Annotated in this window: 22 protein-coding genes, 1 tRNA gene and 1 pseudogene; 9 read left to right on the forward strand and 15 right to left on the reverse strand. The window is 62.7% G+C overall.

What is annotated here, in order from left to right; genetic code table 11:
• Nucleotides 1–45 precede the first annotated feature (45 nt).
• On the reverse strand, nucleotides 46–930 hold the full coding sequence (locus K8M09_RS07165; RefSeq protein ID WP_160784616.1) for an ATP-binding protein: 885 nt from the start codon (nucleotides 928–930) through the stop codon (nucleotides 46–48).
• Between the two features lie 167 nt (nucleotides 931–1,097).
• Here K8M09_RS07165 and yajC point away from each other — a divergent pair, with 167 nt between their 5' ends.
• The 5 genes from yajC to K8M09_RS07190 all read left to right on the forward strand — a co-directional run bounded on the left by yajC (nucleotide 1,098) and on the right by K8M09_RS07190 (nucleotide 5,861).
• Entirely contained in the window at nucleotides 1,098–1,436 is a 339-nt protein-coding gene (yajC, locus tag K8M09_RS07170) for a preprotein translocase subunit YajC (protein WP_160784615.1), read from the forward strand.
• Between the two features lie 92 nt (nucleotides 1,437–1,528).
• On the forward strand, nucleotides 1,529–4,036 hold the full coding sequence (gene secD, locus K8M09_RS07175) for a protein translocase subunit SecD (RefSeq protein ID WP_160784614.1): 2,508 nt from the start codon (nucleotides 1,529–1,531) through the stop codon (nucleotides 4,034–4,036).
• The gene (locus K8M09_RS07180; protein WP_160784613.1) at nucleotides 4,029–4,415 is read left to right on the forward strand and encodes an Mth938-like domain-containing protein; all 387 of its coding nucleotides are present in this window, start codon (nucleotides 4,029–4,031) and stop codon (nucleotides 4,413–4,415) included. The genes secD and K8M09_RS07180 overlap by 8 nt, the downstream gene beginning before the upstream one ends.
• Before the next feature lie 20 nt (nucleotides 4,416–4,435).
• On the forward strand, nucleotides 4,436–5,290 hold the full coding sequence (locus K8M09_RS07185; RefSeq protein ID WP_160784612.1) for a phytoene/squalene synthase family protein: 855 nt from the start codon (nucleotides 4,436–4,438) through the stop codon (nucleotides 5,288–5,290).
• A 115-nt stretch (nucleotides 5,291–5,405) separates the two neighbouring features.
• Nucleotides 5,406–5,861: a hypothetical protein gene (locus K8M09_RS07190; RefSeq protein WP_160784611.1), complete on the forward strand. Its 456-nt coding sequence runs from the start codon at nucleotides 5,406–5,408 to the stop codon at nucleotides 5,859–5,861.
• Between the two features lie 3 nt (nucleotides 5,862–5,864).
• On the opposite strand, the gene trmFO is transcribed toward K8M09_RS07190, so the two are convergent.
• The 3 genes from trmFO to K8M09_RS07205 all read right to left on the reverse strand — a co-directional run bounded on the left by trmFO (nucleotide 5,865) and on the right by K8M09_RS07205 (nucleotide 8,062).
• Complete coding sequence (gene trmFO, locus K8M09_RS07195) at nucleotides 5,865–7,274, reverse strand: methylenetetrahydrofolate--tRNA-(uracil(54)-C(5))-methyltransferase (FADH(2)-oxidizing) TrmFO (RefSeq protein ID WP_160784610.1); 1,410 nt, start codon at nucleotides 7,272–7,274, stop codon at nucleotides 5,865–5,867.
• A gap of 154 nt (nucleotides 7,275–7,428) precedes the next feature.
• Complete coding sequence (locus K8M09_RS07200; protein WP_160784609.1) at nucleotides 7,429–7,572, reverse strand: DUF1127 domain-containing protein; 144 nt, start codon at nucleotides 7,570–7,572, stop codon at nucleotides 7,429–7,431.
• Between the two features lie 346 nt (nucleotides 7,573–7,918).
• Nucleotides 7,919–8,062, reverse strand: coding sequence for a DUF1127 domain-containing protein (locus K8M09_RS07205; RefSeq protein ID WP_160784608.1), 144 nt, complete (start codon nucleotides 8,060–8,062; stop codon nucleotides 7,919–7,921).
• A gap of 942 nt (nucleotides 8,063–9,004) precedes the next feature.
• On the opposite strand from K8M09_RS07205, the gene K8M09_RS07210 reads away from it, so the two are divergent.
• The 4 genes from K8M09_RS07210 (at nucleotide 9,005) to tig (ending at nucleotide 12,572) form a co-directional block, all read left to right on the forward strand.
• Complete coding sequence (locus K8M09_RS07210; RefSeq protein ID WP_160784607.1) at nucleotides 9,005–10,108, forward strand: DUF2157 domain-containing protein; 1,104 nt, start codon at nucleotides 9,005–9,007, stop codon at nucleotides 10,106–10,108.
• 3 nt (nucleotides 10,109–10,111) lie between these two features.
• The gene (locus tag K8M09_RS07215) at nucleotides 10,112–10,702 is read left to right on the forward strand and encodes a GDYXXLXY domain-containing protein (protein ID WP_160784606.1); all 591 of its coding nucleotides are present in this window, start codon (nucleotides 10,112–10,114) and stop codon (nucleotides 10,700–10,702) included.
• Between the two features lie 135 nt (nucleotides 10,703–10,837).
• Nucleotides 10,838–10,922: transfer RNA gene (locus K8M09_RS07220), tRNA-Leu, on the forward strand.
• A gap of 177 nt (nucleotides 10,923–11,099) precedes the next feature.
• The gene (gene tig / locus K8M09_RS07225; RefSeq protein ID WP_160784605.1) at nucleotides 11,100–12,572 is read left to right on the forward strand and encodes a trigger factor; all 1,473 of its coding nucleotides are present in this window, start codon (nucleotides 11,100–11,102) and stop codon (nucleotides 12,570–12,572) included.
• An 86-nt stretch (nucleotides 12,573–12,658) separates the two neighbouring features.
• On the opposite strand, the gene sthA is transcribed toward tig, so the two are convergent.
• The 11 genes and pseudogenes from sthA to K8M09_RS07280 form a co-directional block, all read right to left on the reverse strand.
• Entirely contained in the window at nucleotides 12,659–14,065 is a 1,407-nt protein-coding gene (sthA, locus tag K8M09_RS07230; RefSeq protein WP_160784604.1) for a Si-specific NAD(P)(+) transhydrogenase, read from the reverse strand.
• Between the two features lie 134 nt (nucleotides 14,066–14,199).
• Nucleotides 14,200–14,364: pseudogene (locus K8M09_RS07235) on the reverse strand (JAB domain-containing protein); the annotation flags it as partial.
• 103 nt (nucleotides 14,365–14,467) lie between these two features.
• Nucleotides 14,468–14,698 carry a helix-turn-helix transcriptional regulator gene (locus tag K8M09_RS07240; protein WP_037520594.1) on the reverse strand — a complete coding sequence of 77 codons (231 nt, stop codon included), beginning with the start codon at nucleotides 14,696–14,698 and terminating at the stop codon, nucleotides 14,468–14,470.
• Between the two features lie 463 nt (nucleotides 14,699–15,161).
• Nucleotides 15,162–15,647: a peptide-methionine (S)-S-oxide reductase gene (locus K8M09_RS07245; RefSeq protein ID WP_037520593.1), complete on the reverse strand. Its 486-nt coding sequence runs from the start codon at nucleotides 15,645–15,647 to the stop codon at nucleotides 15,162–15,164.
• 2 nt (nucleotides 15,648–15,649) lie between these two features.
• Nucleotides 15,650–16,504: an alpha/beta fold hydrolase gene (locus tag K8M09_RS07250; RefSeq protein ID WP_051886777.1), complete on the reverse strand. Its 855-nt coding sequence runs from the start codon at nucleotides 16,502–16,504 to the stop codon at nucleotides 15,650–15,652.
• 29 nt (nucleotides 16,505–16,533) lie between these two features.
• Nucleotides 16,534–17,028: a Dps family protein gene (locus tag K8M09_RS07255; protein WP_037520728.1), complete on the reverse strand. Its 495-nt coding sequence runs from the start codon at nucleotides 17,026–17,028 to the stop codon at nucleotides 16,534–16,536.
• Nucleotides 17,029–17,229: 201 nt separating this feature from the next.
• The gene (locus tag K8M09_RS07260) at nucleotides 17,230–17,496 is read right to left on the reverse strand and encodes a hypothetical protein (protein ID WP_037520592.1); all 267 of its coding nucleotides are present in this window, start codon (nucleotides 17,494–17,496) and stop codon (nucleotides 17,230–17,232) included.
• Between the two features lies 1 nt (nucleotide 17,497).
• Nucleotides 17,498–17,773, reverse strand: a complete 276-nt coding sequence (grxC, locus tag K8M09_RS07265; RefSeq protein WP_037520591.1) for a glutaredoxin 3 — start codon at nucleotides 17,771–17,773, stop codon at nucleotides 17,498–17,500.
• A 139-nt stretch (nucleotides 17,774–17,912) separates the two neighbouring features.
• Complete coding sequence (locus tag K8M09_RS07270) at nucleotides 17,913–18,272, reverse strand: response regulator (protein WP_037520727.1); 360 nt, start codon at nucleotides 18,270–18,272, stop codon at nucleotides 17,913–17,915.
• 17 nt (nucleotides 18,273–18,289) lie between these two features.
• Complete coding sequence (locus K8M09_RS07275; protein ID WP_051886776.1) at nucleotides 18,290–19,897, reverse strand: sensor histidine kinase; 1,608 nt, start codon at nucleotides 19,895–19,897, stop codon at nucleotides 18,290–18,292.
• Nucleotide 19,898: 1 nt separating this feature from the next.
• A complete protein-coding gene (locus K8M09_RS07280) occupies nucleotides 19,899–20,969 on the reverse strand; it encodes an NADP-dependent oxidoreductase (RefSeq protein WP_051886774.1) in 1,071 nt (356 codons plus the stop codon).
• Nucleotides 20,970–20,972: the final 3 nt, after the last annotated feature.

Here is a 20,972-nt window from a genome sequence, read left to right on the forward strand (position 1 = left end):
AATCAAAAAGGGCGGCTCCGAACGGGCCGCCTTTTTCGTTTTTCATCACCTGTTGAGCGATTTGCCGAGGCGGCCCGCCAGGTCCTGCACATATTGCCAGGCGACGCGGCCCGAGCGCGAGCCGCGCGTGGTGGCCCATTCGAGCGCCTCGGCGTGGAGCTGCTCCTGCGGCAGGTCGAGGTCGAAATGGCCGGCATAGCCGTCGATCATTTCGAGATATTCCGTCTGGCTGCACTTGTAGAAGCCGAGCCAGAGACCGAAGCGGTCGGAGAGCGAGACCTTCTCCTCCACGGCCTCCGACGGGTTGATGGCGGTCGACTGCTCGTTCTCGATCATGTTGCGCGGCAGGAGGTGCCGGCGGTTCGAGGTGGCGTAGAGCAGCACATTGTCCGGCCGGCCCTCGACGCCGCCGTCCAGCGCCGCCTTGAGCGACTTGTAGGACGTGTCGTCATGGTCGAAGGACAGGTCGTCGCAGAAGATGATGGCCGGGAAGGGCGCATCCTTCAAAACGTCGAGCAGCGCGGGCAGGGTGGCGATATCCTCGCGATGCACCTCGATAAGCTTCAGGCCGCTTGCGGTTTCCTTCGCGGCGAGTGCGTGTACGGACTTGACCAGCGAGGATTTGCCCATGCCGCGCGCGCCCCACAGCAGCACGTTGTTGGCCGGCAGGCCGCGGGCGAAGCGCACCGTATTGTCGACGAGGATGTCGCGCACGTGGTCCACGCCGCGAATGAGGTCGATGTCGATACGGTTCGGCCGCTTGACGGGCTGTACCTGAAGGCGCGCCGGGACCCAGACGAAGACGTCGGCGGCGTTCCAGTCGTTGACCGCGGGGGCGGGGCCGGCGAGGCGTTCCAGTGCGGCGGTGATGCGGCCGATTTCGGCCAGCAGATGCTTGACGTGATCTTCCTGCAAGGTCTTTCTCCTCATGCTGCTAGCCGGGTAGCATGCGCCGGCAGGTCGCGAAAAGAGGTAAAGCGCTTGAAAAACGAGAGCTTCGCGGTCTCGTGTGTTGCAATCAATGGCCGCTTGCCTATATTCCGGCAACCGAAATGGCCGCTATGGCGGCGAGAATCCCAGATTTCAAGGAGTAACTGATGTTCATTACCGAGGCCTTCGCCCAGACGGCGGCACCCGGCGGGGCAGCAGGCGGCGCGGACATTCTCATGTCCATCCTGCCGTTCCTGCTGATCTTCGTGGTGATGTATTTCCTCATCATCCGCCCGCAGCGCGCAGCCATGAAGCGTCGCGAGGAGCTTCTGAAGAACATCCGCCGCGGCGACCAGGTCGTGACCGGCGGCGGCATCGTCGGCAAGGTCACCAAGGTCGTCGACGACAACGAGCTTGAAGTCGAAGTCGCCGAGGGCGTCAAGCTGCGCGTCGTGCGCAGCGGCATCAGCGAAGTCCGCGTCAAGGGCGAACCCGTCAAGGAATAAGCTTGGCCTGCCGCCAGGCCGGGGATACTCTCGGCCCGGTGGCCCGACTGGTTTTCAGCCGGCGCCGATGCCGGACCCTAGACGAGATCGCGATGCAGCAATCCGCCCGCTGGAAGACCGTTTCTTTCTGGCTCGTCCTTGTGGCGAGCCTTGTCGTCATCCTGCCGAGCCTGTTGCCGGCAGGCATGGCTGCCGGCCTTCCCGGATGGATGGGCGCGCATCGCCTCGTCCCCGGCCTCGACCTGACCGGCGGCTCTCGACTCGTTCTTGAAGTTTCACGCGCGGATATTACCGAAGAGCGGCTGCGTGCCGGCGTTGGAACCATCGGCGACGCGCTTCGTGCCGCGGGCGTTGCCTATAGCGATCTCAACGGTTCGGAAGACGCCATCGACGTGACCGTGACGGCGCCCGATCGCATCGATGCGGCGCGCCAGACGCTCACGGGCCTCGGCCTTGGTGCTCTCAGCGAACCGGAGAACGGCCAGTTCCGCATCGTCCTGCCCTCCGAGGCCATCGACGAGGCGGTCGGCGCCGCTTCCCTGGGTGCGGTGGATGCGGTGCGTCGCCGCGTCGAAAGCCTCGATATCCCGTCCCTTCTGGTGTCGCGCGGCGAGCGCGACCGCATCGTGGTCTCCATGCCGGGGCTGACCGATCCGCAGCGTGTCAAGGACATGCTGGCGCAGGTCGGCCGGCTCTCCGCCCGGCTGGTCGATGACAGCATGCCCGTCAACACCGCGATAGAAGACGGCCCGCCGGAAGGCTCCGAAGTGCTCTATTCCACCGGCGAACCCCCGGTCGGCTATCTGGTGAAGCGCGCAGACCTCTTCACCGCCGTCGACGTGGCCTCGGCGCAGCCCGCGGCCAATGGCGAAGCCTTCATCGAATTCGTGCTCAAGGGAGAGGCGGCCGAGCGGCTTGCGGCCTTCACGCAGGAAAACAGCGGGCGAACCGTCGCCATCCTGCTCGACGATCAGGTCATCTCCACCTCGCAGATACAGGGTGCCATCGTCGATGGCGTCGGCAGGCTTTCCGGCGATTTCGATGCCGAGGGCGCGGCGAATATCGCGCGCATCGTCGCGAGCGGGCCGTTGCCCGCGCCGCTCACCATCATCGAGGAACGTTCCATCGAGCCGGCGCTCGGCACGACCTCGGTCGGAACGGTCGTGCTTGCGCTTGCCGCCGCCGTCGCGGCGGTCGTCGCCTTCATGACGATCTTCTACGGCGTGCTCGGCGTCATCGCCTCGCTCTCGCTGTTCTTCAACGTGCTGGTGACCTTCGCCGTTCTGGCGCTCGTCGGCGCGCCGATCTCGCTCTCCATGATCGCCGGCGTGGTGCTGACCGTCGGTGTCACGGTCGATGCCAGCGTGCTGATCTTCGAGCGTATCCGCGAGGAGGTCAGGAACGGCCGCTCGCTAGCCGACGCCGTTGCCATCGGCTTCGGCCGGGCGCGCAGGACGGTCGTCGATGCGTCCGTCACCATGCTGATCGCCGTTGCGGTTCTCCTCGTCCTGTCCGCCGCGCCCGTGCGCGCCTTCGCGCTCACCGTCGCCATCGGCCTGCTTGCGACGCTCTTCACGACCTTCACGCTGACGCGGGGCCTCGTGCGTGCCTGGCTCGGTCGCAGCCACGCGACCCATCTGCCGAAGGGCGTGCGCACCGGCGTCTTCGACCGGCTCAACCTGCGTTTCATGGCGGTGCGCAATGTGGTGTTCCTGGTGACGGCGGCGCTGTCGCTCGTCATCGCCGGCCTGCTGGTACTCGGCGAACTGCGTCTCGGCATCGATTTCACCGGCGGGGCGGCGGTGGAGATTCAGGCCAAGTCCGGCACCGCGGATCTCTTCGATATCTCCGCGCGCCTTGCGGATGCCGGCATCGATGTGCAGAGCATCGACACCCACGGCAACGACCGCCGCGCGCTGGTGCGCCTGTCCTCGATGGGCGAGGGCGAGAATGCCGAGCAGACCTCCGTCCTCGTCGCGCGCGGCGAGCTTGAGGATGCCTACGACTTCCGCCGCGTCGAGGTGGTCGGCCCGGCCATTTCGGGCGAATTGATCGATACCGCGACCATCGGCTTCGTCGCCGGCCTTCTCGCGCTCGTCGCCTATATCTGGATCCGCTTCGAATGGCACTTCGCCATAGGTGCGGTCATCGCGCTGGCGCATGACGTGTTCTTCACGCTCGGCTTCCTTGCCATCGCCGATATCGAATTCAATGTCAGCGCCGTCGCAGCGCTCCTGACGGTTGCCGGCTATTCGCTGAACGATACGATGGTCGTCTATCATCGCATCCGCGAGAATCTGCGGCATTTCAAGCATATGCCGCTGCCGATCCTCATCGACGACGCGATCAACCGCACGCTCTCGCGCACGGTCCTGACCTCGGCGACGACGCTGATCGCGCTGGCCGCGCTCGCGCTCTTCGGCGGCGAGGCGATCCGCACCTTCGCGCTGACGCTGCTCTTCGGGGTGGCGATCGGCACTCTTTCCTCTATCTACATTGCCGGGCCGGTCCTCATCCTGTTCCGCCTTCGGCCGGAACACTACCGTCCCGGCAAGGGCGGCAAGGGACCGGTTGCGGAAGCGACGGGAGCCAATGGCTAAGGGCATCGAAATCCGGGAGGCGCATTTCCCCGGGCGTGCGCCGATCGACGCATATGGCAATGGCGGCTTCCGCTTCGCCGACATGTCGCATCGCGGCTCCATCCTCTGCCTGCCGTCGGGCATCCACGGCTGGGACAAGGCCGGGGAAACGCCGCTGACGCTCGCCGACCTCACGCGCGTGCTGGACGAGGCGGGGGAGATCGAGGTCCTGCTCGTCGGCACCGGCAAGGAAATCTGCCCGCTGTCGCCGGAAATCAAGGCGGCGCTGCGCGAGCGGAACATCCGTTCCGACCCGATGAGCACGGGCGCGGCCGTGCGCACGTTCAACGTCATGCTGGCCGAGAGCCGGGCGGTCGCCGCCGCGCTTATCGCCGTGTGAGCGAAAGGCGGTTTGCGGACGTGACGGACAAGAGACAGGAAAACGACGCGCATTGCCTGACGGTGCTTCGCGATACCGATCGCGATCGCTATCTGGCCTGCCTGCTGGCGCCGGCCGAAAAGCGCGGCGCACTGGCGGCGCTCTATGCCTTCAACGCCGAGATCGCGCGGGTGCGCGACCTGGTGCGCGAGGCGCTTCCCGGTGAAATTCGCCTGCAATGGTGGCGCGACCTTCTGGAGGGCTCCGCCGATGGCGACGCCATGGCCAATCCGCTCGCCGCCGGCCTGCTGGCCTGCGTGGAGGAGCACCGGCTGCCCGTCGCCGTGCTGACGGACATGATCGAGGCGCGCATCTTCGACGTCTACAACGACCCGATGGAAAGCCGTTCGGCGCTGGAAGGCTATGCCGGCGAAACGGCCTCGGCGCTCATCCAGCTCGCAAGCCTCATCCTCGACCCGCAGAATGCGCCGCAATCGGCGGAGGCCGCCGGCCATGCCGGCGTGGCGCAGACGGTGGCCGGAACGCTGCTCATGCTGCCGATCCACCGCCGGCGGGGGCAGGTCTATCTGCCGGCCGATCTCATGGCCGCGACGGGCCTGACGCCGGAAGCCCTGCTCGGCGGTAGCGACAGGCAGGCGGCGGCGCGCGCCGTCGAGGCCTTCGTCGGCCTTGGCCGCGAGCATCTGGCCAAGGCGCGGGCCGCCAATGGCATATCGGCGGCCAACCGTCCGGCCTTCCTGCCCGTCGCGCTCGTGCCACATGTGCTGCGCGCTGCGGAAAAGGCCGGTGCGGATACGCTCGAACGTGCCTTGCAGCCGGCGCAATGGCGGCGGCAATGGTGGATGTGGCGGGCGCTCAGCCGCGGCCCGTTCTGAGCAGACCCATTCTGAGCAGGATTGCGCCGCTCAGCCAAAGGTCTTGACGGGACGCCAAACTGGCGCAAGCCTTGTCCGCTACAGCGATGGGACATTTTCGTGGAGGAGTGCGCTGATGCTCTGGACCATCACCATCGCCTGCCTGCTGCTGGCCGGCCTGATCTTCCGCCAGAGTTTCCGCAAGCGGAACGAGGCGCCGGAGACTCTGGGCGAGGACGCGGGACTGGCGATCCTAGAGTTCGGCCGGGCTTTCCCGGGAGAAGCGATCCGCGCGGTGATCACCACGGCGAACGGCCGCACCGTCTTCCTGCGGCTGCATGACGGCAAGGCGGGCTGCATGCATGCCCACGGCCACCACTATGCCTGCCACCTTATCGAGCCGGGCACGGTGCGCGTTTCCAGCGCCGGCCCGAAGCGGCTCGAGGTACGCTTCGCCAATGCCGCCTTCGAGGGCGGCACGTTCGAGTTTCGGGATGAGAAGCAGGCGGCCGAAATCTCGCTCTGGCTGCTCGGCAGCTTCATGCCGGGCCTTGCCGGCCAGAATCCGCAGATATCCGGCCAGCCTGGCTGAGGCTCAGCGCCCCAGCCAGCGGGCGCAGTCTTCCAGCGCGCGGGCGGCGGTCGCATGTTTCTTGGCGAGCGCCTTGTCCTTGCCTCGGAACCGTTTCAGGCCTTCCGGCCGTACCACCGCGCCCGGCTCCAGCGGAGGGAACAGGCCGAAATTGACATTCATCGGCTGGAAGGAGCGCTTGCCCGGCTCGTCCTCTGAAACGATATGGCCGCCGGTGATATGGTTCAGCAGCGCGCCGAAGGCCGTCGTTTCGGGCGGTAGCGACGGCGTTTCCCCACGGCGCTCGGCGGCGGCGAAGCGGCCGGCGAGCAGGCCGATGCTGGCGCTTTCGACATAGCCTTCGCAGCCGGTGATCTGCCCGGCAAAACGCAGGCCCGGCCGGCCCTTCAGCGTCAGGGAGCGGTCGAGCAGCGTCGGCGAATTGATGTAGGTATTACGGTGAAGGCCGCCGAGGCGGGCGAATTCCGCATTTTCGAGGCCGGGAATGAGGCGGAAGATTTCGGCCTGCGCGCCGTATTTCAGCTTCGTCTGGAAACCGACCATGTTGTAGAGCGTGCCGAGCGCATTGTCCTGCCGAAGCTGGACGACCGCATAGGGCTTGACTGTCGGGTTATGCGCGTTGGTGAGGCCCATGGGCTTCATCGGACCGTGGCGCAGCGTCTCGCGGCCGCGCTCCGCCATCACCTCGATCGGCAGGCAGCCGTCGAAATATGGGGTGCCTTCCCATTCCTTGAAGCCGGTCGTATCGCCGGCGATCAACGCATCGATGAAGGCGTTGTACTGCGCCTCGTCCATCGGGCAGTTGATATAGTCCTTGCCCGTGCCGCCGGGGCCGACCTTGTCGTAGCGCGACTGATACCAGCAGACATCCATGTCGATGCTCTGCGTATGGACGATCGGCGCGATGGCGTCGAAGAAGGCAAGCGAATCGGCGCCTGTGCGGGCCTGGATGCTCTCGGCGAGCGAGGGCGCGGTGAGGGGGCCGGTGGCGATGATCGCCTGGTCCCAGTCCTCCGGCGGCAGGCCCGTCACTTCCTCGCGCGCGATGGTGATCAGCGGATGGCTTTCCAGCGCGGCAGTGACGGCGATGGAGAAGCCGTCGCGGTCGACGGCGAGCGCCCCGCCGGCCGGCACCTGGTTGGCATCGGCCGAGCGCATGATCAGCGAACCGGCAAGCCGCATTTCCGCATGCAGCACGCCGACCGCATTGCTGGTGGCGTCGTCCGAGCGGAAGGAATTGGAGCAGACGAGTTCGGCAAGGCCGTCCGTCTTGTGGGCATCCGTGCCGCGCACGCCACGCATTTCATGCAGGATGACGGGAATGCCGGCTTCGGCGATCTGCCAGGCGGCTTCGGAACCGGCAAGGCCGCCGCCGATAACGTGGATGGGGCTGAGGGAGGAGGTCTTTGTCATGGGCGGTTCGTTACCATGGCGGCCGGCGCATTCCAAGGAAAAGCGCGTCTGCGCTTTTCATGGCCCGGAATCAAAAACGGCACCATGCGGTGCCGTTTGAAGCGTTCCTCGCGCGTCGCCGTTTCCGGCCGCAGCGGCGGAAACCAGCGATGTCTTAGCGGAACGAACGCGAAGCGATGTCGCGGATGTCGTGACGGGTCAGGCCGATGTCCGAGAGCGTGTGGTTCGACAGGTTGCCGAGCTCGTTCATGGTGCGGCGGTAGGACATCCAGTTCTTTGCAATGCGGATCGGGTTCATGGTGGTCTTCCTCGAAGTGTTTGGCCGGGAGGTCTGTCTCACCGGTTCGTGACGCCTATATATGCGATCGCCTTGTTAATGTGCAGTGCAAAGAGAATGGAGCTGCTATGCATTTGTGCAATAAGACGCCAGCGATGAGGCAGATGCATCGCATGTAGCCGGAAGAGACTGAAAAACAGGCGATTTCAGCCGGATAGTCGCCTTCATCGCCCAAGCCTCAGGCTGCTCCATCTTGTCGCATATGGATGTTTGCGACATTGTGCGCCGCAAAAAGACGCGCAAACGAAAACGCCCTCCGGCGGGAACCGGAGGGCGTTCGAATTGGGATCCGGAAGGATCGGTCGGCTTAGTTGGAAGCCTTGCGGGCGATATACGGGATATCGCTGCGGCCGATGCCGAGGTCGCGAAGTTCACGGTCCGTCATGCGGCCGAGTTCGTTGACGGTCTGACGGTACTTGCGCCAGTTGTTGAAAGAGCGTGCCAGGTTCATGTCTTTACCCCTTTCTTGGGCTTCCTGCTGGGCGGCCGCTCGTCCTTGGCGCCGCCCCGATCTGTTGATTTGGAATATACGTTGCAGCGCAAAAAAGAACAGCGCTGGAATGGCACGGCACCTATGCGTTTTGCGCATGTCAAGCGGAAATTTTGGCAAGAATCTGGCCAAAATTCGCGCTTTCGTCACAAGGATTAAGATCAGTTATGCATTCAAGGTCGGAAAGGCCCCGAAAAGCGAACGCCCGCCGGGGGAGGAGATCCGGCGGGCGTTGCTGATATCGATTGGCAGCTTGGGAGGAGGAGGAGGGGCTGCCAATCCTGTTCGGGGGACGCTGGGAGGAGGAATGCGTCGCCCGATCGATGCTTGTCTTGTAGCGGTGGCTGCCGGCACGCGCCAGCGCCCGATCGGAATGGCACCCATGCGTCGCCCGCATATGTGGGGGCGTGAGTGTCAGGCGGATGAAAAATATCGGGATTGGCGCTTGATTGGTGTCTGGGGAAAACAATAACGCCCGCTGGGGGAGGAGGTCCAGCGGGCGTCATATTGGTGATTGGCAACTGGGAGGAGGAGTGTTGCCAATCGTATCGGAGGGACGCTGGGAGGAGGAGTGCGTCGCTCCGAATTCCGGTGGATCATCTCTGATCCGATGTCTGCAGTATAGCCGCGGCCCCGATTTTGTGCAGTGCAATATGGGAATGGATGATATGCGCCCCTTGCATGCCCTCGACGGGGAGACTGTTCGGCTCCGTTATTGCCAAATCTGCCATGGATTTCTTTATTCCTCGTTAATCCAGATCGGTCTTGGCGCCGTTTTGCGCCTATTTCGGTGAAAGCGCGCCGATTCCACGATTTTTGCCGAGATTGCGAATTTCCTGTGCCCCTATATCGTTCGTGTTGACAGGGCTGGAATCGGCCGGAGCGAATCTGGAGCGGGAACGGATGTACAGGGGCAGGCTGGAACGCGATCTCAAACTCTGGGCGACGCAGGGCCTTATCGATGCGCAGACGGCCGGCCGTCTACTCAAGGAATACGACAGCCGCGAAAGCGCCTTCAGTGTCGGCCGCGTGCTGATGATGATCGCCGCGCTGCTTGTCGCGGCGGCCGTGCTTCTGCTCGTCGCGGCGAACTGGGATGCCGTTCCCCGTCTCGCGCGGCTCGTCGGCATCCTCGCGCTGATCTGGGGCGCGTATCTGGCGGGCGGTTTCCTGATCGCGCGCGGCGCCGAGCGGCTGGCCGCCGCCTTCCTGGTGCTCGGCACGCTCGCCTTCGGCGGCGCAATCGCGCTGGTGGGGCAGATGTACCATCTCTCCGGCGACACCTTCCAGGCGATGCTCGTCTGGTTTGCGGGCGCGGTCGTGGCGGCGGCGCTCTTTCGCTCCGGCGCCGTCACCGCGGTTGCCGGCGTCCTCGCCTTCGTCGTTGCGGGCGTGGACTGGACGCAGTCCTCCAATGCCGATGAAACGGTGCTGCTTTGGCTGATGCCGCTGATGGCCGCCATCGTCATCCTTCTGGTGCGCTACAGCGGGGCCGACCGGGTGCGCCATCTCGCCTATCTGCTGCTTGTCGTCTGGCTCGCCTATATCTATGGCGAGAACGAAACGCCCGGAACCGCCATCGCCATCGCCGTCTTCGGGGCGGTCGCTTACCTCCTCGCCGCCGTGCCGCAATCGCCGCTCCATGCGCTTGCCCGCAGCGCCGGCGCGGCGCCGGCCTTCTATTCCTATCTCGTGCTGCTTCTCGGCCTTCTCGTCCTGCATGCGGAATTCAACGGCGTCGCGGACCGGCTTCTCGTCGGCATCGTCACGCTGGGCGCGGCGATTGCGGGCATCGCGCTTTCCGGCAAGGAGAACGGCGCGGTGCGCTATCTCGGTTATGCCGCCTTCGCCGCAGAGACGCTGTATCTCGCCTCGGAAACCATCGGCTCGATCATCGGCACGTCCGGCTTCTTCCTCATCGCCGGTTTCGTCGTGGCGCTCATCGCCTGGGCGGTGATCGTGATGGAGCGGCGCTTTTCCAGAACAGAACCGAAGGTGGAGGCCTGAGCCATGAGCGCATCCCGTTTCTTCCGCCTCCCGCCGCTTGTCGCCGCCGTCATCGCGGCCGCGCTCCAGACGGCCGTTATCGGCTATATGGTGGAGGGGCGTGCCTCCATCCTGCGCAGCGGCGCGGACATCAGGCTGAAGACGCTGCCCGTCGATCCGCGCGACCTTCTGCGCGGCGACTACGTGATCCTGTCCTATCCGGTCTCGACGATCCCGAAATCCATCGTGACCGGCGAGAGCCCGAAGGGCGGCACGCGGGCGCGCCTCTTCGTGCGCCTGAAGCCCGGCGCGGACGGGCTCTGGACCGCGGCCGGGGCGAGCTTCGCCACCCTGCCGGCCGAGGAGGGCAGCGTCGTGCTGCGCACGCTTCCCTTTGATTATTATGAGGGGTCTGACGGTGGCGTGCCGGATACGCTCTTCGTGCAATACGGCATCGAGCGCTATTATGTGCCGGAAGGCGAGGGCAAGGTGCTGGAGGAGGCCCGGAACCATGAGGAACTGGAAGTCGAGGCCCGGGTATCGAAGGACGGCACCGCGCAGATCGCCCGCCTGATTCTCAAGGGCGAGCCGCTCTACGAGGAACCGCTCTATTGAGGCGAGGGACGACGCCCGGTCCCACCCGTATTTTTCCTTTGATCCGCCGAAAACGGATGATATAGAGACGCCGCGCTCGGAAGGCGCCATGAGCAGCGGCATCGGCCCGCTCGTGGCACGGCGGTTTCTCGGGGCGCGGGTATGGTGAAATTGGTAGACACGCCAGATTTAGGTTCTGGTGCCGCAAGGCGTGGGAGTTCAAGTCTCTCTACCCGCACCAGAGCCACCGGACACGGAAACGGAGGTTTCCGCGCCGTGTGGAGCATGAGAGCGCCATTTTGCTTGCCAAAAGGCCATCGAATTCAGTAAAGCCACAGCCGGCAAATGGACCGGCGGGGTGCTCGCCATAACCGGAAGGCCGGTTTGAGCACCGCCAACTCGAAATGAAGGTTTGAACATGCAGGTTATCGAAACGCTCGCTGAAGGGCTGAAGCGCGAAATCAAGGTCGTCATCCCGGCCAAGGACATGGAAGCTCAGATGAACGAGCGTCTTGAGGACGTGAAGGGCCGTGTCCGCATCAACGGCTTCCGTCCGGGCAAGGTGCCGTTCGCACATCTCAAGAAGATGTACGGCAAGTCCGTCATGGCCGAACTGGTCAACGAGATCGTCCGCGACCGTCCGTCCGCGATTCTCTCCGAGCGCGGCGAAAAGTCCGCAACGCAGCCGGAAATCGGCATGACCGAAGACCAGGCCGAAGCGGAAAAGATCCTCAACGGTCAGGCCGACTTCGAGTTCACCCTGTCCTACGAAGTCATCCCGGCCATCGCGCTGAAGGACAATTCCGGCATCGCCGTCACGCGCGAAGTCGTAGACGTCGACGCCAAGGAAGTCGACGACCAGATCCTGAAGATCGCCGAAAGCGCTCGTTCCTACGAGACGAAGAAGGGCAAGGCCGCCGACGGCGACCGCGTCACCATCGACTATCTCGGCAAGGTCGACGGCGTCGCCTTCGACGGCGGCAAGGACGAAGACGCAGAACTCGTCCTCGGCTCCAACCGCTTCATCCCGGGCTTCGAAGAACAGCTCGTCGGCCTGAAGGCTGGCGACGAGAAGGTCATCACCGTCACCTTCCCGGCTGACTACCCGGCCGCAAACCTTGCCGGCAAGGAAGCCACCTTCGACATCAACGTCAAGGAAGTCGCTGCCGCCGCCGACATCGAGATCAACGACGACCTCGCTTCCAAGCTCGGCCTCGAATCGGCCGACAAGCTGCGCGAAATCGTCCGCGGCCAGATCGAAAGCCAGTACGGCTCGGTCACCCGCCAGAAGGTCAAGCGCCAGATCCTCGACCAGCTCGACGAGATGTACAAGTTCGACACGCCGGAACGCCTGGTCGACGCCGAGTTCGAAAACATCTGGCGCCAGATCAACACGGACCTCGCCCAGTCCGGCAAGACCTTCGCTGACGAAGACACGACGGAAGAAGCCGCTCGCGAAGAATATCGCAAGCTCGCAGAACGCCGCGTCCGCCTCGGTCTCGTTCTCTCGGAAATCGGCGAAAAGGCCGGCGTCCAGGTAACGGACGAAGAGATGCAGCAGTCGCTCTTCCAGCAGCTCCGCCAGTTCCCGGGCCAGGAAAAGCAGATCCTCGAATACTTCCAGAAGACCCCGGGCGCAGCCGCTTCGCTCCGCGCGCCGATCTTCGAAGAGAAGGTCGTCGATCACCTGCTCGGCGAAATCAAGGTAACGGACAAGTCCGTTTCCAAGGAAGAGCTGATGGCTGACGACGAAGAAGGCGCCGACAAGGACGCCAAGAAGGCCGCGCCGAAGAAGAAGGCCGCCAAGGCCGAAGCTGCGGAAGGCGACGACGCCGCTCCGAAGAAGAAGGCCCCGGCCAAGAAGAAGGCCGCCGAAGGCGACGCCGAGTAATCGGTTCCTGCATTCACAAACGAAAAGGCCGCCCTTGGGCGGCCTTTTTGCATTTGGGCGTTTCAATGATGACGCGCCGGAGCGCGTCACTCCTGCTGCGAGAGGTCGCCCATGCGGTTCCAGGCGTCGAGGCCGGCGATCTTGTAGGCTTCGGCGAGCGTCGGGTAGTTGAAGGTATTTTCCACGAAATATTCGACGGTGCCCTTCAGGTTCAGCACGGCCTGGCCGATATGCACCAGCTCGGTCGCGCCTTCGCCGACGATATGCACGCCGAGCAGGCGGCGCGTCTTCAGCGAGAAGATCATTTTCAGGAGGCCGGAATTGAGGCCCATGATGTGGCCGCGCGAGGTCTCGCGGAAACGCGCCATGCCGCATTCATAGGGAATGCCGCGTTCCTTGACCTCTTCCTCGGTAAGGCCGCAGGTCGAGATTTCCGGCACGGCATAGATGCCGTAGGGGAAATATTTCGGCGGCTCCTTGGCAATGGCCCCGACGGCGACGCGGGCGGCGATGCGGCCCTGTTCCATGGAGGTGGAGGCAAGGCTCGGGAAGCCGACGACGTCGCCGGCGGCGTAGATATGCGGCACTTCCGTCTGGAAAGTTTCCGGGGTTACGCTGAGGCGGCCGCGCGAATCGGCGGTGAGGCCGGCGGCGGCAAGGTTCAGGCTGTCCGTCGCGCCGACGCGGCCGGCGGCATAGAGCACCATGTCGCAGGTGACATGGCGGCCGTTGTCCAGCGTGATCTCGCACTTGCCGTTTTCGAGCTTCTCCACCTTGTCGGCCTTCTGGCCGAGGATCAGCTTCATGTTCCGGTCGCGCAGGTCGTGGACGAATTCCTCGACGATCTCGCGATCGATGAAGTCGAGGATTGTCGGCTTGGGATCGATGACCGTGACCTGCGTGTCGAGCGCGGAGAAGATCGTGGCATATTCGATGCCGATGACGCCCGCGCCGATGACCGCTATCGAGCGCGGCAGTTCCTTGATGTCGAGCAGTTCGTCGCTGTCGAGCACGCTGACGCCATCGAAGGGAATGCTCTCCGGCCGATAGGGTTTCGTGCCGACGGCGAGCATGATTCCCTTGCCCTTCACCTGAACGATTTCACCGTCGTCCTTGAGGATTTCCAGCACGTCCGCCGCCACGAACTTCGCCTTGCCGCGGATATGCTGCACGCGGTTTCTGGCAAACTGGTGCTCCAGCACCTCCACCTCATGATCGAGCGTGATGAGCAGGCGGCGGCGCAGGTCGTCGGCGCTGATTTCCTGCTTCACGCGGTAGGCGCGGCCGTAGAAGCCGCGCTCGCGCCAGCCGGAAAGGTTCAGCGCCGTTTCGCGCAGCGTCTTGGAGGGAATGGTGCCGGTATGCACCGAGACGCCGCCGACACGCTTGCCCTGTTCGATGACGAGAACCTTGCGCCCGAGCTTGGCCGCCTGGATAGCGCCGCGGCGGCCTGCGGGGCCGCTGCCCACGACGACGAGATCAAATTCCTGCATGTGAGATTGCCTCAGCCTTTTGCGGGAAGACCCATTGCGGTGCAGCAACCGTCTTCGCCGTGCAATTTCCGTCAACCGAATCTGGCAGCAAACCGTTTCAATCGGATGAAGGAACGCCCATCCGATCCGGGAATTCACATAAGTCTCAACCCTTTGAGGCTGGCATGCCCATCCTTGCCGATGATGATGTGGTCATGAACAGTGATACCAAGCGGACGGGCGGTTTCCACGATCGTCTTCGTCATGTCGATGTCAGCCCGCGACGGAGTCGGGTCGCCGGAAGGGTGATTGTGGACCATCCATATGGTCCGCATAACGTGTTGATTTATATGATCTACTTCGCTTAGAGGTGCCGAATGGTTCCGGGGATTGGGGGCGGTTCGCGATGACCGAGCGTGACGATCACGGCTGATCATACGTGCGCTCTTCGAGGCCCTTTGATGCACGGCACTGGACCTTATTCTTTTCGTCCCACGCATCAAGCTCATCGAGGGGATAAAGCACAGCTTTGCCAATTTTCACGTAGGACGGTCCGAGACGCATCGCGCGCCAATTTCGAAGAGTCCCGACTGAAATGCCGCCACGGTAGCGTTCAGCCACCTCGTCAGGGGTAAGGAATTTGCTATCTGACACTATCGCCTCCTTCGGCTGCACGATCCAGGCCGTCCCGCCGCGTCTTCAGTTGATCGTAGCGGTAGTCTCCTCAGGCCGCTTTCGGGCTTGTATTTGAGTGCCCGGAATCGGTGCCTCACGCTTCCGCACGGACATACATGCTGCGTCATTCACAGCCGTGGAAGGTGTTCCGGGCAGGTGTCGGAGAAACGGATAGCGTAGGGGGCACATAGGCGGGTTCGGCCGCGATGCCTTCGCCAGCGCCCGGCGCCGGTCAGATGCTGCGCTATGGAATTGTGGGCCGTTCCGGTGGGGACTTTGTAGCGGGTGTGCGGGCGAGGAAAGAAACGCCTTTTGTCCAAATATGAGGCTCGGCCCAGCCGCTACCCCGTCCTGTGATAAGCCATCTATGTTGGACTAGCCATCGCGTTCACCGAGCATACGGTGCTGGCTCGGGGGAAGGATGCCTAAGCGCTCTTTCAGGCTATCTGGGCAGAGCAAACGCTGAATAGTGCTGTCGAATATACGCCAGCTTCGGATCAATGTAGCGCTGACAGAAAGGCCTACTCGGATCGGTTCGATAGTAGTTCTGGTAGCGCGCATCCGACGCCTTAAAGCCTGCAAACGATAGCACCAAGGTGTGCACTGTCTCGCTAGACTCTTCGCCCAAGCGGGCAACCGCTTGCTCAGCTTCATGTCGCTGGCTCTCTTCAAATATGTAAATTGCACTGCGGTATTTGCTTTGGAGCGAACGGGCTCGAGTGGCGGAGTGCGTCCTGAGATGGACCTCGGACAGCGTCGTCAATCCAATGACCGTGGGATCGAAGGTGACGATCACCCCCTCCGCCCAGGTGTCTGCCGGCGCCATCGATTGTAGAAAACCCTGGTCGACCTGCGTGACGCCGCGCAACGCTTGGAAAACACCCTCGGTGCACCAGTGGCAGCCTCCACCAAAGCCGACCTTTGCCATCCTCAACTCCTACGCAAAGGCACAACGGCTGGGCCGGACTTATCGAGCTGGCGGACGAACGCGATGATCCGCTGTCCGACATCGTCCGCCATTTCTACATGAGGGTAGTGCCCGGCGCCCGCAACAATCATGGTTTCGGCATTGAGCCTCGAAGCCAAGCTCCGAGCTTCTTCGACGGGGTCCGGGAAGTCTGGATCCTTCGAGCCCATCACGATGAGGCTCGGCACGGAGACTTCGTCTAGGATCGCTGCGGTGTCAGACTTCGACAATGACAGCATCTTCAAGAGAGCCTGCATGCGTTTTGGCTCTCGGAGGTTTGCGGCGATTGCCGCTTTCACTTCAGCATGATCCGGTGCCGGCTTCGTCGGAAAAAGGCTGCTCCAGTACGTGGTCCAGAACCAAGTACGCCACGGGCCTGCGCATCCGAGCGAGAGGACAAGTTTCTGGATCGTCTTGAGGGGAAGATCGCGGACAATCGGCCCGAGCAGCACCACCCCGTTGACGAGGCCAGGAGACTCCCTGGCAGCCCAGAGCGCAGACCCGGCCGCGAACGAGTTGCCCATGATCGTGGCTGGACCGGCACCCAACTGTTGGAGGATGGAGATGGCGTCACGGCTGACCGCTCGCGCAGAGTAGTCCGGCCACTCGGCCGACGATTCTCCGAACCCGCGGACGTCCATCGTCACCACTCGGCATCCCGCATGCTGCAGCATAGGCTTCACGAGGCGGTACTCGGATCGCAAGTCGCCCATTCCCGGAATTCCGATGACGACAGGTCCGGTTCCGCCCGTGTCGTCGAAGGCTATCCTACCACTCTCTGTCTCCATAAACTGGGTCTGCGCATCGTTAGACGCCATGAAACGATCCGATCCGTTGAGCAGCAATCCTATCGGCTGACTTCGAAAAGAAACCACGCACGGCGTTCCGCCTCGTCGGTCCAGGTATCGATCAGGCCGGAGGTCGCATTGTCCTTCGCCTGGTCGGCGACGTCCTTTGCGCGACGCAGCGACTCGACCATGTGAAGATTATCAGCGCGCAATTCCGCCAGCATGTCCTGAGGCGTGACGAACTCCGCGTCGTTGTCCTTGATCGTCTGGTGGCGGGCGATATCGCCGATCGATCGGATGGTCGTATTACCGGTCTTCCGGGCGCGCTCAGCCATAGCATCGGTAGCAGCGAGGATCTCCGCAGCTTGCTCGTCGAGAAGCAGGTGGTAGTCCCTGAAGTACGGGCCCGAGACATGCCAGTGAAAGTTCTTGGTCTTGAGGTAGACCGCATAGCTGTTCGCCAAAATGATCTTCAGCGCATCCGCGACCGTCATGGTCGCGCTTTCGTCCAGGTCAGATGGTGAAGGCGCGGTTTCAGCACTGGAGTCTGTCATCGCTTGGACTTCCTCAATGATGGCTTGCACAAGAGACCAGCGCCGATTCTTTCGCACGCTAAGGTACAGAAAATGAATTTACCTCAGGACGAAGTCCAATGACCTGTAACTATAGTTTCGATAGTTCAGGCGACCAGAAAGGAGCCTAGGGGCCCAGGTTCGCGCCCATCACGGTCACGGCGTTTAGCGGTGAAGCCAAGCTCATGCGTCCGGTCGAAAGCTGAGCACGAATGCCACGACCTTTTCTGCAGACATCTCACACGGCTTGAGTGAAGCCTTGCCCGCTGAGACGCGGTACAGGTTGAAGCTGATGATGTCGGTTCCAGCCAGCTCTCGGGCAAAAAGGCTGTTACGTCGGCCATCTTTGGAGCGGCGGACTGTAACGCCGAAGCGCCGGGCTTTGTAAGTGCCCTCGCTATATCCGTCCGGTAGCCTAGCGAAAGCCGTATCGAATTCTTTCTCCTCCATTTCACGTCACTGGTGGCCGTTCGATGGCGAGTAGCTGGTCGAGCCCGCCTCTGGCATCGAGGGCATGGAGTTCGTCAGACCCGCCCACATGCGTGCCGTTGATGAATATCTGCGGCACGGTGCTTCGACCTGAGACGTCGATCATCGCTTTTCGGTTTTCCGCACTAGCCTCGATGTCGACTTCCGTGAACGCCACCCCCTTTTTTGTAAGCAGCGCTTTCGCTCGGCGGCAGTATGGGCACCAACTCGTGACATAGAGGAGGACCTCTGGCTTCATTTTGCATCTCCAATCGTTGACGCGTGACGTGAGTCCTTCGCGGCAGAACCTAAGTATCACCGCGACTCTCGAACGGCTGGGAGCGAGGGCGCAAAACTACGTGACGGCTGATTTGAGGAAGGCCGCAAGATCCAGGTCATCACGCAGCCATTTTCCTGACCGCATCCAGCACCCGGTCTTGCCGGTATGGCTTGGAAAAGAATGGAATATCCGGTGGGACAACAGCCTCTTCCGGCCACGGCCTTCCGGACGTGATTATGATCTGAATGGTCGGCCATTTGTTTCGAATACGGATGGCCAGCATGATGCCGTCGATGCCGCCCGGCATGTCCACGTCGGTGAAGACGACCCGGATGTCGCGCCGTTCTTCCAAAGCCACGAGCGCAGCAGAGGCATCTGATGCTTCCAGCACTTCGAAGCCGGCTTCTTCAATCATGTCCGATGCAAAGAGACGGAGAAGTGGCTCATCTTCCACGACAAGCACCACTGGTTTATTCATTCCACACACGTACTCCATCAAGCCTGGACCAACTGGCGCATAGAGGCATGCAGGTCCGCCGCGAGGCCTTCTGGATCGAAGCGAAGATCGACGCCACCAGTACCGACCAAACCGATGCTGATTAGCTTTGAGCCGAAGCCTTTACGCGTCGGCGGCACAACGGGAGGTCCGCCCTGCTCTCGCCACTCGATCTTCAGCAGATCGCCGTCCTGGCTGTCTTCGACGCCCCAAGACAGCGACACCTTCCCATAGTCGTTCGTCAGAGCGCCGTACTTGCAGGCGTTCGTTAGAAGTTCGTGCACGATGAGGGAAAAGGACAGCGCCGCTCTTGGCCCTAGCGCCACGGGCAATCCGGCCATTCTAACCCGATCCGAAAATCCGATCGCTTCTATGACGGTCGCCGCAACAGCTTGGAGATCAGCCTGTGTCCAGCTTGTCTGGAGCAGGGCGTCGTGTGCTGCGCTCAATGCCATCAGCCGGCCCTCGAAGGCGTAAACAGCATCGCGGTCGGTGACGGTTCGCAAGGTTTGGCTCGCGATAGCCTGAACCATGGTGAGCGTATTCTTCAGGCGATGCGCGATTTCACCATTTACGATGTGCTGGCGCTGCTCGGCACGATGCCGAGCGACCCCTGCCTCAAGTCGGTCTGCAGCGCTCCGCAAGAATGCAATCTCTTCGGCGGGCCAGAGCCGGGGGGTGCCGCAATGCACAAAGAAAACGGCAATTGTCTTGCCCTGATCGCGCACTGGCATGTCGATCACTGCGCGAATACCAATTCGCAACGCGCCATCGAGATTGTGCAGCGCGCGCTCGTCAGACAGGGCGTCCCTAACTATCAGAGGGTCGCCATCGACGAGTGGCTTGTGCAAACTCCCAAACTCGTCAAGCCGGTGTCGACCGGCGATGCTCATCACACCCGGTGCGGTCCAGTGTGTTTCAACGTTGATCGTCTCGACGTCATGGTCGACGGTTCCAAACCCGGCTCGGTCCGTGGCGAGGGTCCGACCAACGATGGCAGAGGTGCCAGACGTCATCTCCTCTGTGCCGCTACTGCTGCGGATTACCTCACCGATCTCAACAAGAGCAGTCTGGAGTTCAGTTAGGCGCTCGCTAGCCTTGGCGATCCGACGCAGTTCGAGATTCTCGCTGGCGAGACGGGCAAGCGCCTGGAGCATCGCCCTTTCCATCTCGCTCAGCCCTGCCGGCCGCGGAGCGGTATCGATAACACACAGCCGACCGACTACCGCCCCGGATCGAAGGACAAGCGGCGCGCCAGCATATGCCCTGAAGTGCTTCTCGCCGGTGACAAGTGGATTGCGTTTCGTTCGCGCATCGGCTGTCAAATCGACGATCTCTAGGAGGTCGCCTTTGTCGATGTCGATCCGACAGACCGAATGTTCGATATCCGTCTCGCACACGTCGAGCCCGTACTTGGCCTTGAACCATTGTCGGTCGGTGTCGAGAAGCGTGATCAGAGCGATAGGAACGCCACAGGCCTTAGCCGCAACGAACACGAGATCGTCGAAGGACTGCTCGTCCGGTGTGTCGAGAACCATGAGTTCAGCAAGCGCCTTCGCTCGCTGAACCGCCCCCGCGTCGGCCGCACTGGCGCTCAGGCTCAGCACGTCAATGTCCTTGCACGCGAGGCGGCCACTGCCCGCCCGATGTCCCAGCCTCACGCGTCACTGCAGCATCGCCACCTTCGACGATGAGGACAATCTTGCCTTGAATATGACCCGCCTCAGCACGCTCGTGGGCGGCAGCCGCTTCCGAGAGGGGGTACGTGCTATCGACCGCGACGCGAACGGTCCCGCTGTCCAGCAATCGGCCTAACTCGGCGAGTTGGGCTCCGTTGGATCGTACCTGTGTTGCAGAGACCGTAACGCCAAGGTTAGCGGCTTCATCGTGTCCCGCGAAGCCAAGCGGAAAGATTGGAAAAAGCGCGCCGCCGCGACGTATCGAACGCAAGAAGCGACTGGCTGTCGGGCCACCTACTGCATCGACGACGAGGTCCACCTCGCGCACCGAGTCTTCCGCCTTGATTTTCGTGTAGTCGATGAATTCGTCTGCGCCGAGATCGCGCAGAAATGTCTCGTGTCGGCCTGACGCAATAGCTATCACGCGCGCGCCCTTGTGTTTTGCTAACTGCAGTGCGAGGTGACCGACACCGCCGCCGGCGCCATTGATCATGACGCTTTTGCCTTCCAACGGGACCGGGTCGTGCCTCCCGGGCTGCAGGGGATTGGGTTCGCTATGACCCAGCTCTATCAGGTACTGCCACGCGGTCAGTCCCGACATCGGCGCTGCAGCGGCATGAACATGGTCGAGGCCGCGAGGTTTTAGCGCCAGATCTGATGCCGGTGCCGAAACGTACTCTGCGTATCCCAGGCTTTCGCCAAAACTTGGGAATCGGATCATTCCAAAAACTTCGTCACCCGGTGAAAACGCTGTGACATCCGGGGCGACAGCCTCAACGATCCCGGACACGTCCGAGCCGGGTATGGCCGGCAACTCGATCGGCGGTCTCCACTCGGGGGGCAGCGCCTTGTACCCTTCTCTGAGATACCAATCCGGAGGATTGAGGCCAGCCGCATGCACTCGGACGAGAACCTCGCCTGGCCTGACGGCGGGCTTTGGAGCATCCTCATAGCGGAGTACGCCGGGAGCACCGAATTCGTGGAAGCGGATTGCCTTCATCAA

Source organism: Shinella zoogloeoides (assembly GCF_020883495.1).
Lineage (GTDB): Bacteria > Pseudomonadota > Alphaproteobacteria > Rhizobiales > Rhizobiaceae > Shinella > Shinella zoogloeoides.

Bases quoted from the DNA above. Each gene is read 5' to 3' on its own strand.
- K8M09_RS07180 (WP_160784613.1), top strand. From the start codon at position 4,029: ATGGCTAAGGGCATCGAAATCCGGGAGGCGCATTTCCCCGGGCGTGCG.
- K8M09_RS07280 (WP_051886774.1), bottom strand. From the start codon at position 20,969: ATGAAGGCAATCCGCTTCCACGAATTCGGTGCTCCCGGCGTACTCCGC.
- K8M09_RS07210 (WP_160784607.1), top strand. From the start codon at position 9,005: ATGTACAGGGGCAGGCTGGAACGCGATCTCAAACTCTGGGCGACGCAG.
- K8M09_RS07205 (WP_160784608.1), bottom strand. From the start codon at position 8,062: ATGAACCTGGCACGCTCTTTCAACAACTGGCGCAAGTACCGTCAGACC.
- K8M09_RS07200 (WP_160784609.1), bottom strand. From the start codon at position 7,572: ATGAACCCGATCCGCATTGCAAAGAACTGGATGTCCTACCGCCGCACC.
- secD (WP_160784614.1), top strand. From the start codon at position 1,529: ATGCAGCAATCCGCCCGCTGGAAGACCGTTTCTTTCTGGCTCGTCCTT.
- K8M09_RS07250 (WP_051886777.1), bottom strand. From the start codon at position 16,504: ATGGCGTCTAACGATGCGCAGACCCAGTTTATGGAGACAGAGAGTGGT.
- trmFO (WP_160784610.1), bottom strand. From the start codon at position 7,274: ATGACAAAGACCTCCTCCCTCAGCCCCATCCACGTTATCGGCGGCGGC.
- sthA (WP_160784604.1), bottom strand. From the start codon at position 14,065: ATGCAGGAATTTGATCTCGTCGTCGTGGGCAGCGGCCCCGCAGGCCGC.
- yajC (WP_160784615.1), top strand. From the start codon at position 1,098: ATGTTCATTACCGAGGCCTTCGCCCAGACGGCGGCACCCGGCGGGGCA.
- K8M09_RS07190 (WP_160784611.1), top strand. From the start codon at position 5,406: ATGCTCTGGACCATCACCATCGCCTGCCTGCTGCTGGCCGGCCTGATC.
- K8M09_RS07260 (WP_037520592.1), bottom strand. From the start codon at position 17,496: ATGGAGGAGAAAGAATTCGATACGGCTTTCGCTAGGCTACCGGACGGA.
- K8M09_RS07245 (WP_037520593.1), bottom strand. From the start codon at position 15,647: ATGGCAAAGGTCGGCTTTGGTGGAGGCTGCCACTGGTGCACCGAGGGT.
- K8M09_RS07270 (WP_037520727.1), bottom strand. From the start codon at position 18,272: ATGAATAAACCAGTGGTGCTTGTCGTGGAAGATGAGCCACTTCTCCGT.
- grxC (WP_037520591.1), bottom strand. From the start codon at position 17,773: ATGAAGCCAGAGGTCCTCCTCTATGTCACGAGTTGGTGCCCATACTGC.
- K8M09_RS07165 (WP_160784616.1), bottom strand. From the start codon at position 930: ATGAGGAGAAAGACCTTGCAGGAAGATCACGTCAAGCATCTGCTGGCC.
- K8M09_RS07255 (WP_037520728.1), bottom strand. From the start codon at position 17,028: ATGACAGACTCCAGTGCTGAAACCGCGCCTTCACCATCTGACCTGGAC.
- tig (WP_160784605.1), top strand. From the start codon at position 11,100: ATGCAGGTTATCGAAACGCTCGCTGAAGGGCTGAAGCGCGAAATCAAG.
- K8M09_RS07215 (WP_160784606.1), top strand. From the start codon at position 10,112: ATGAGCGCATCCCGTTTCTTCCGCCTCCCGCCGCTTGTCGCCGCCGTC.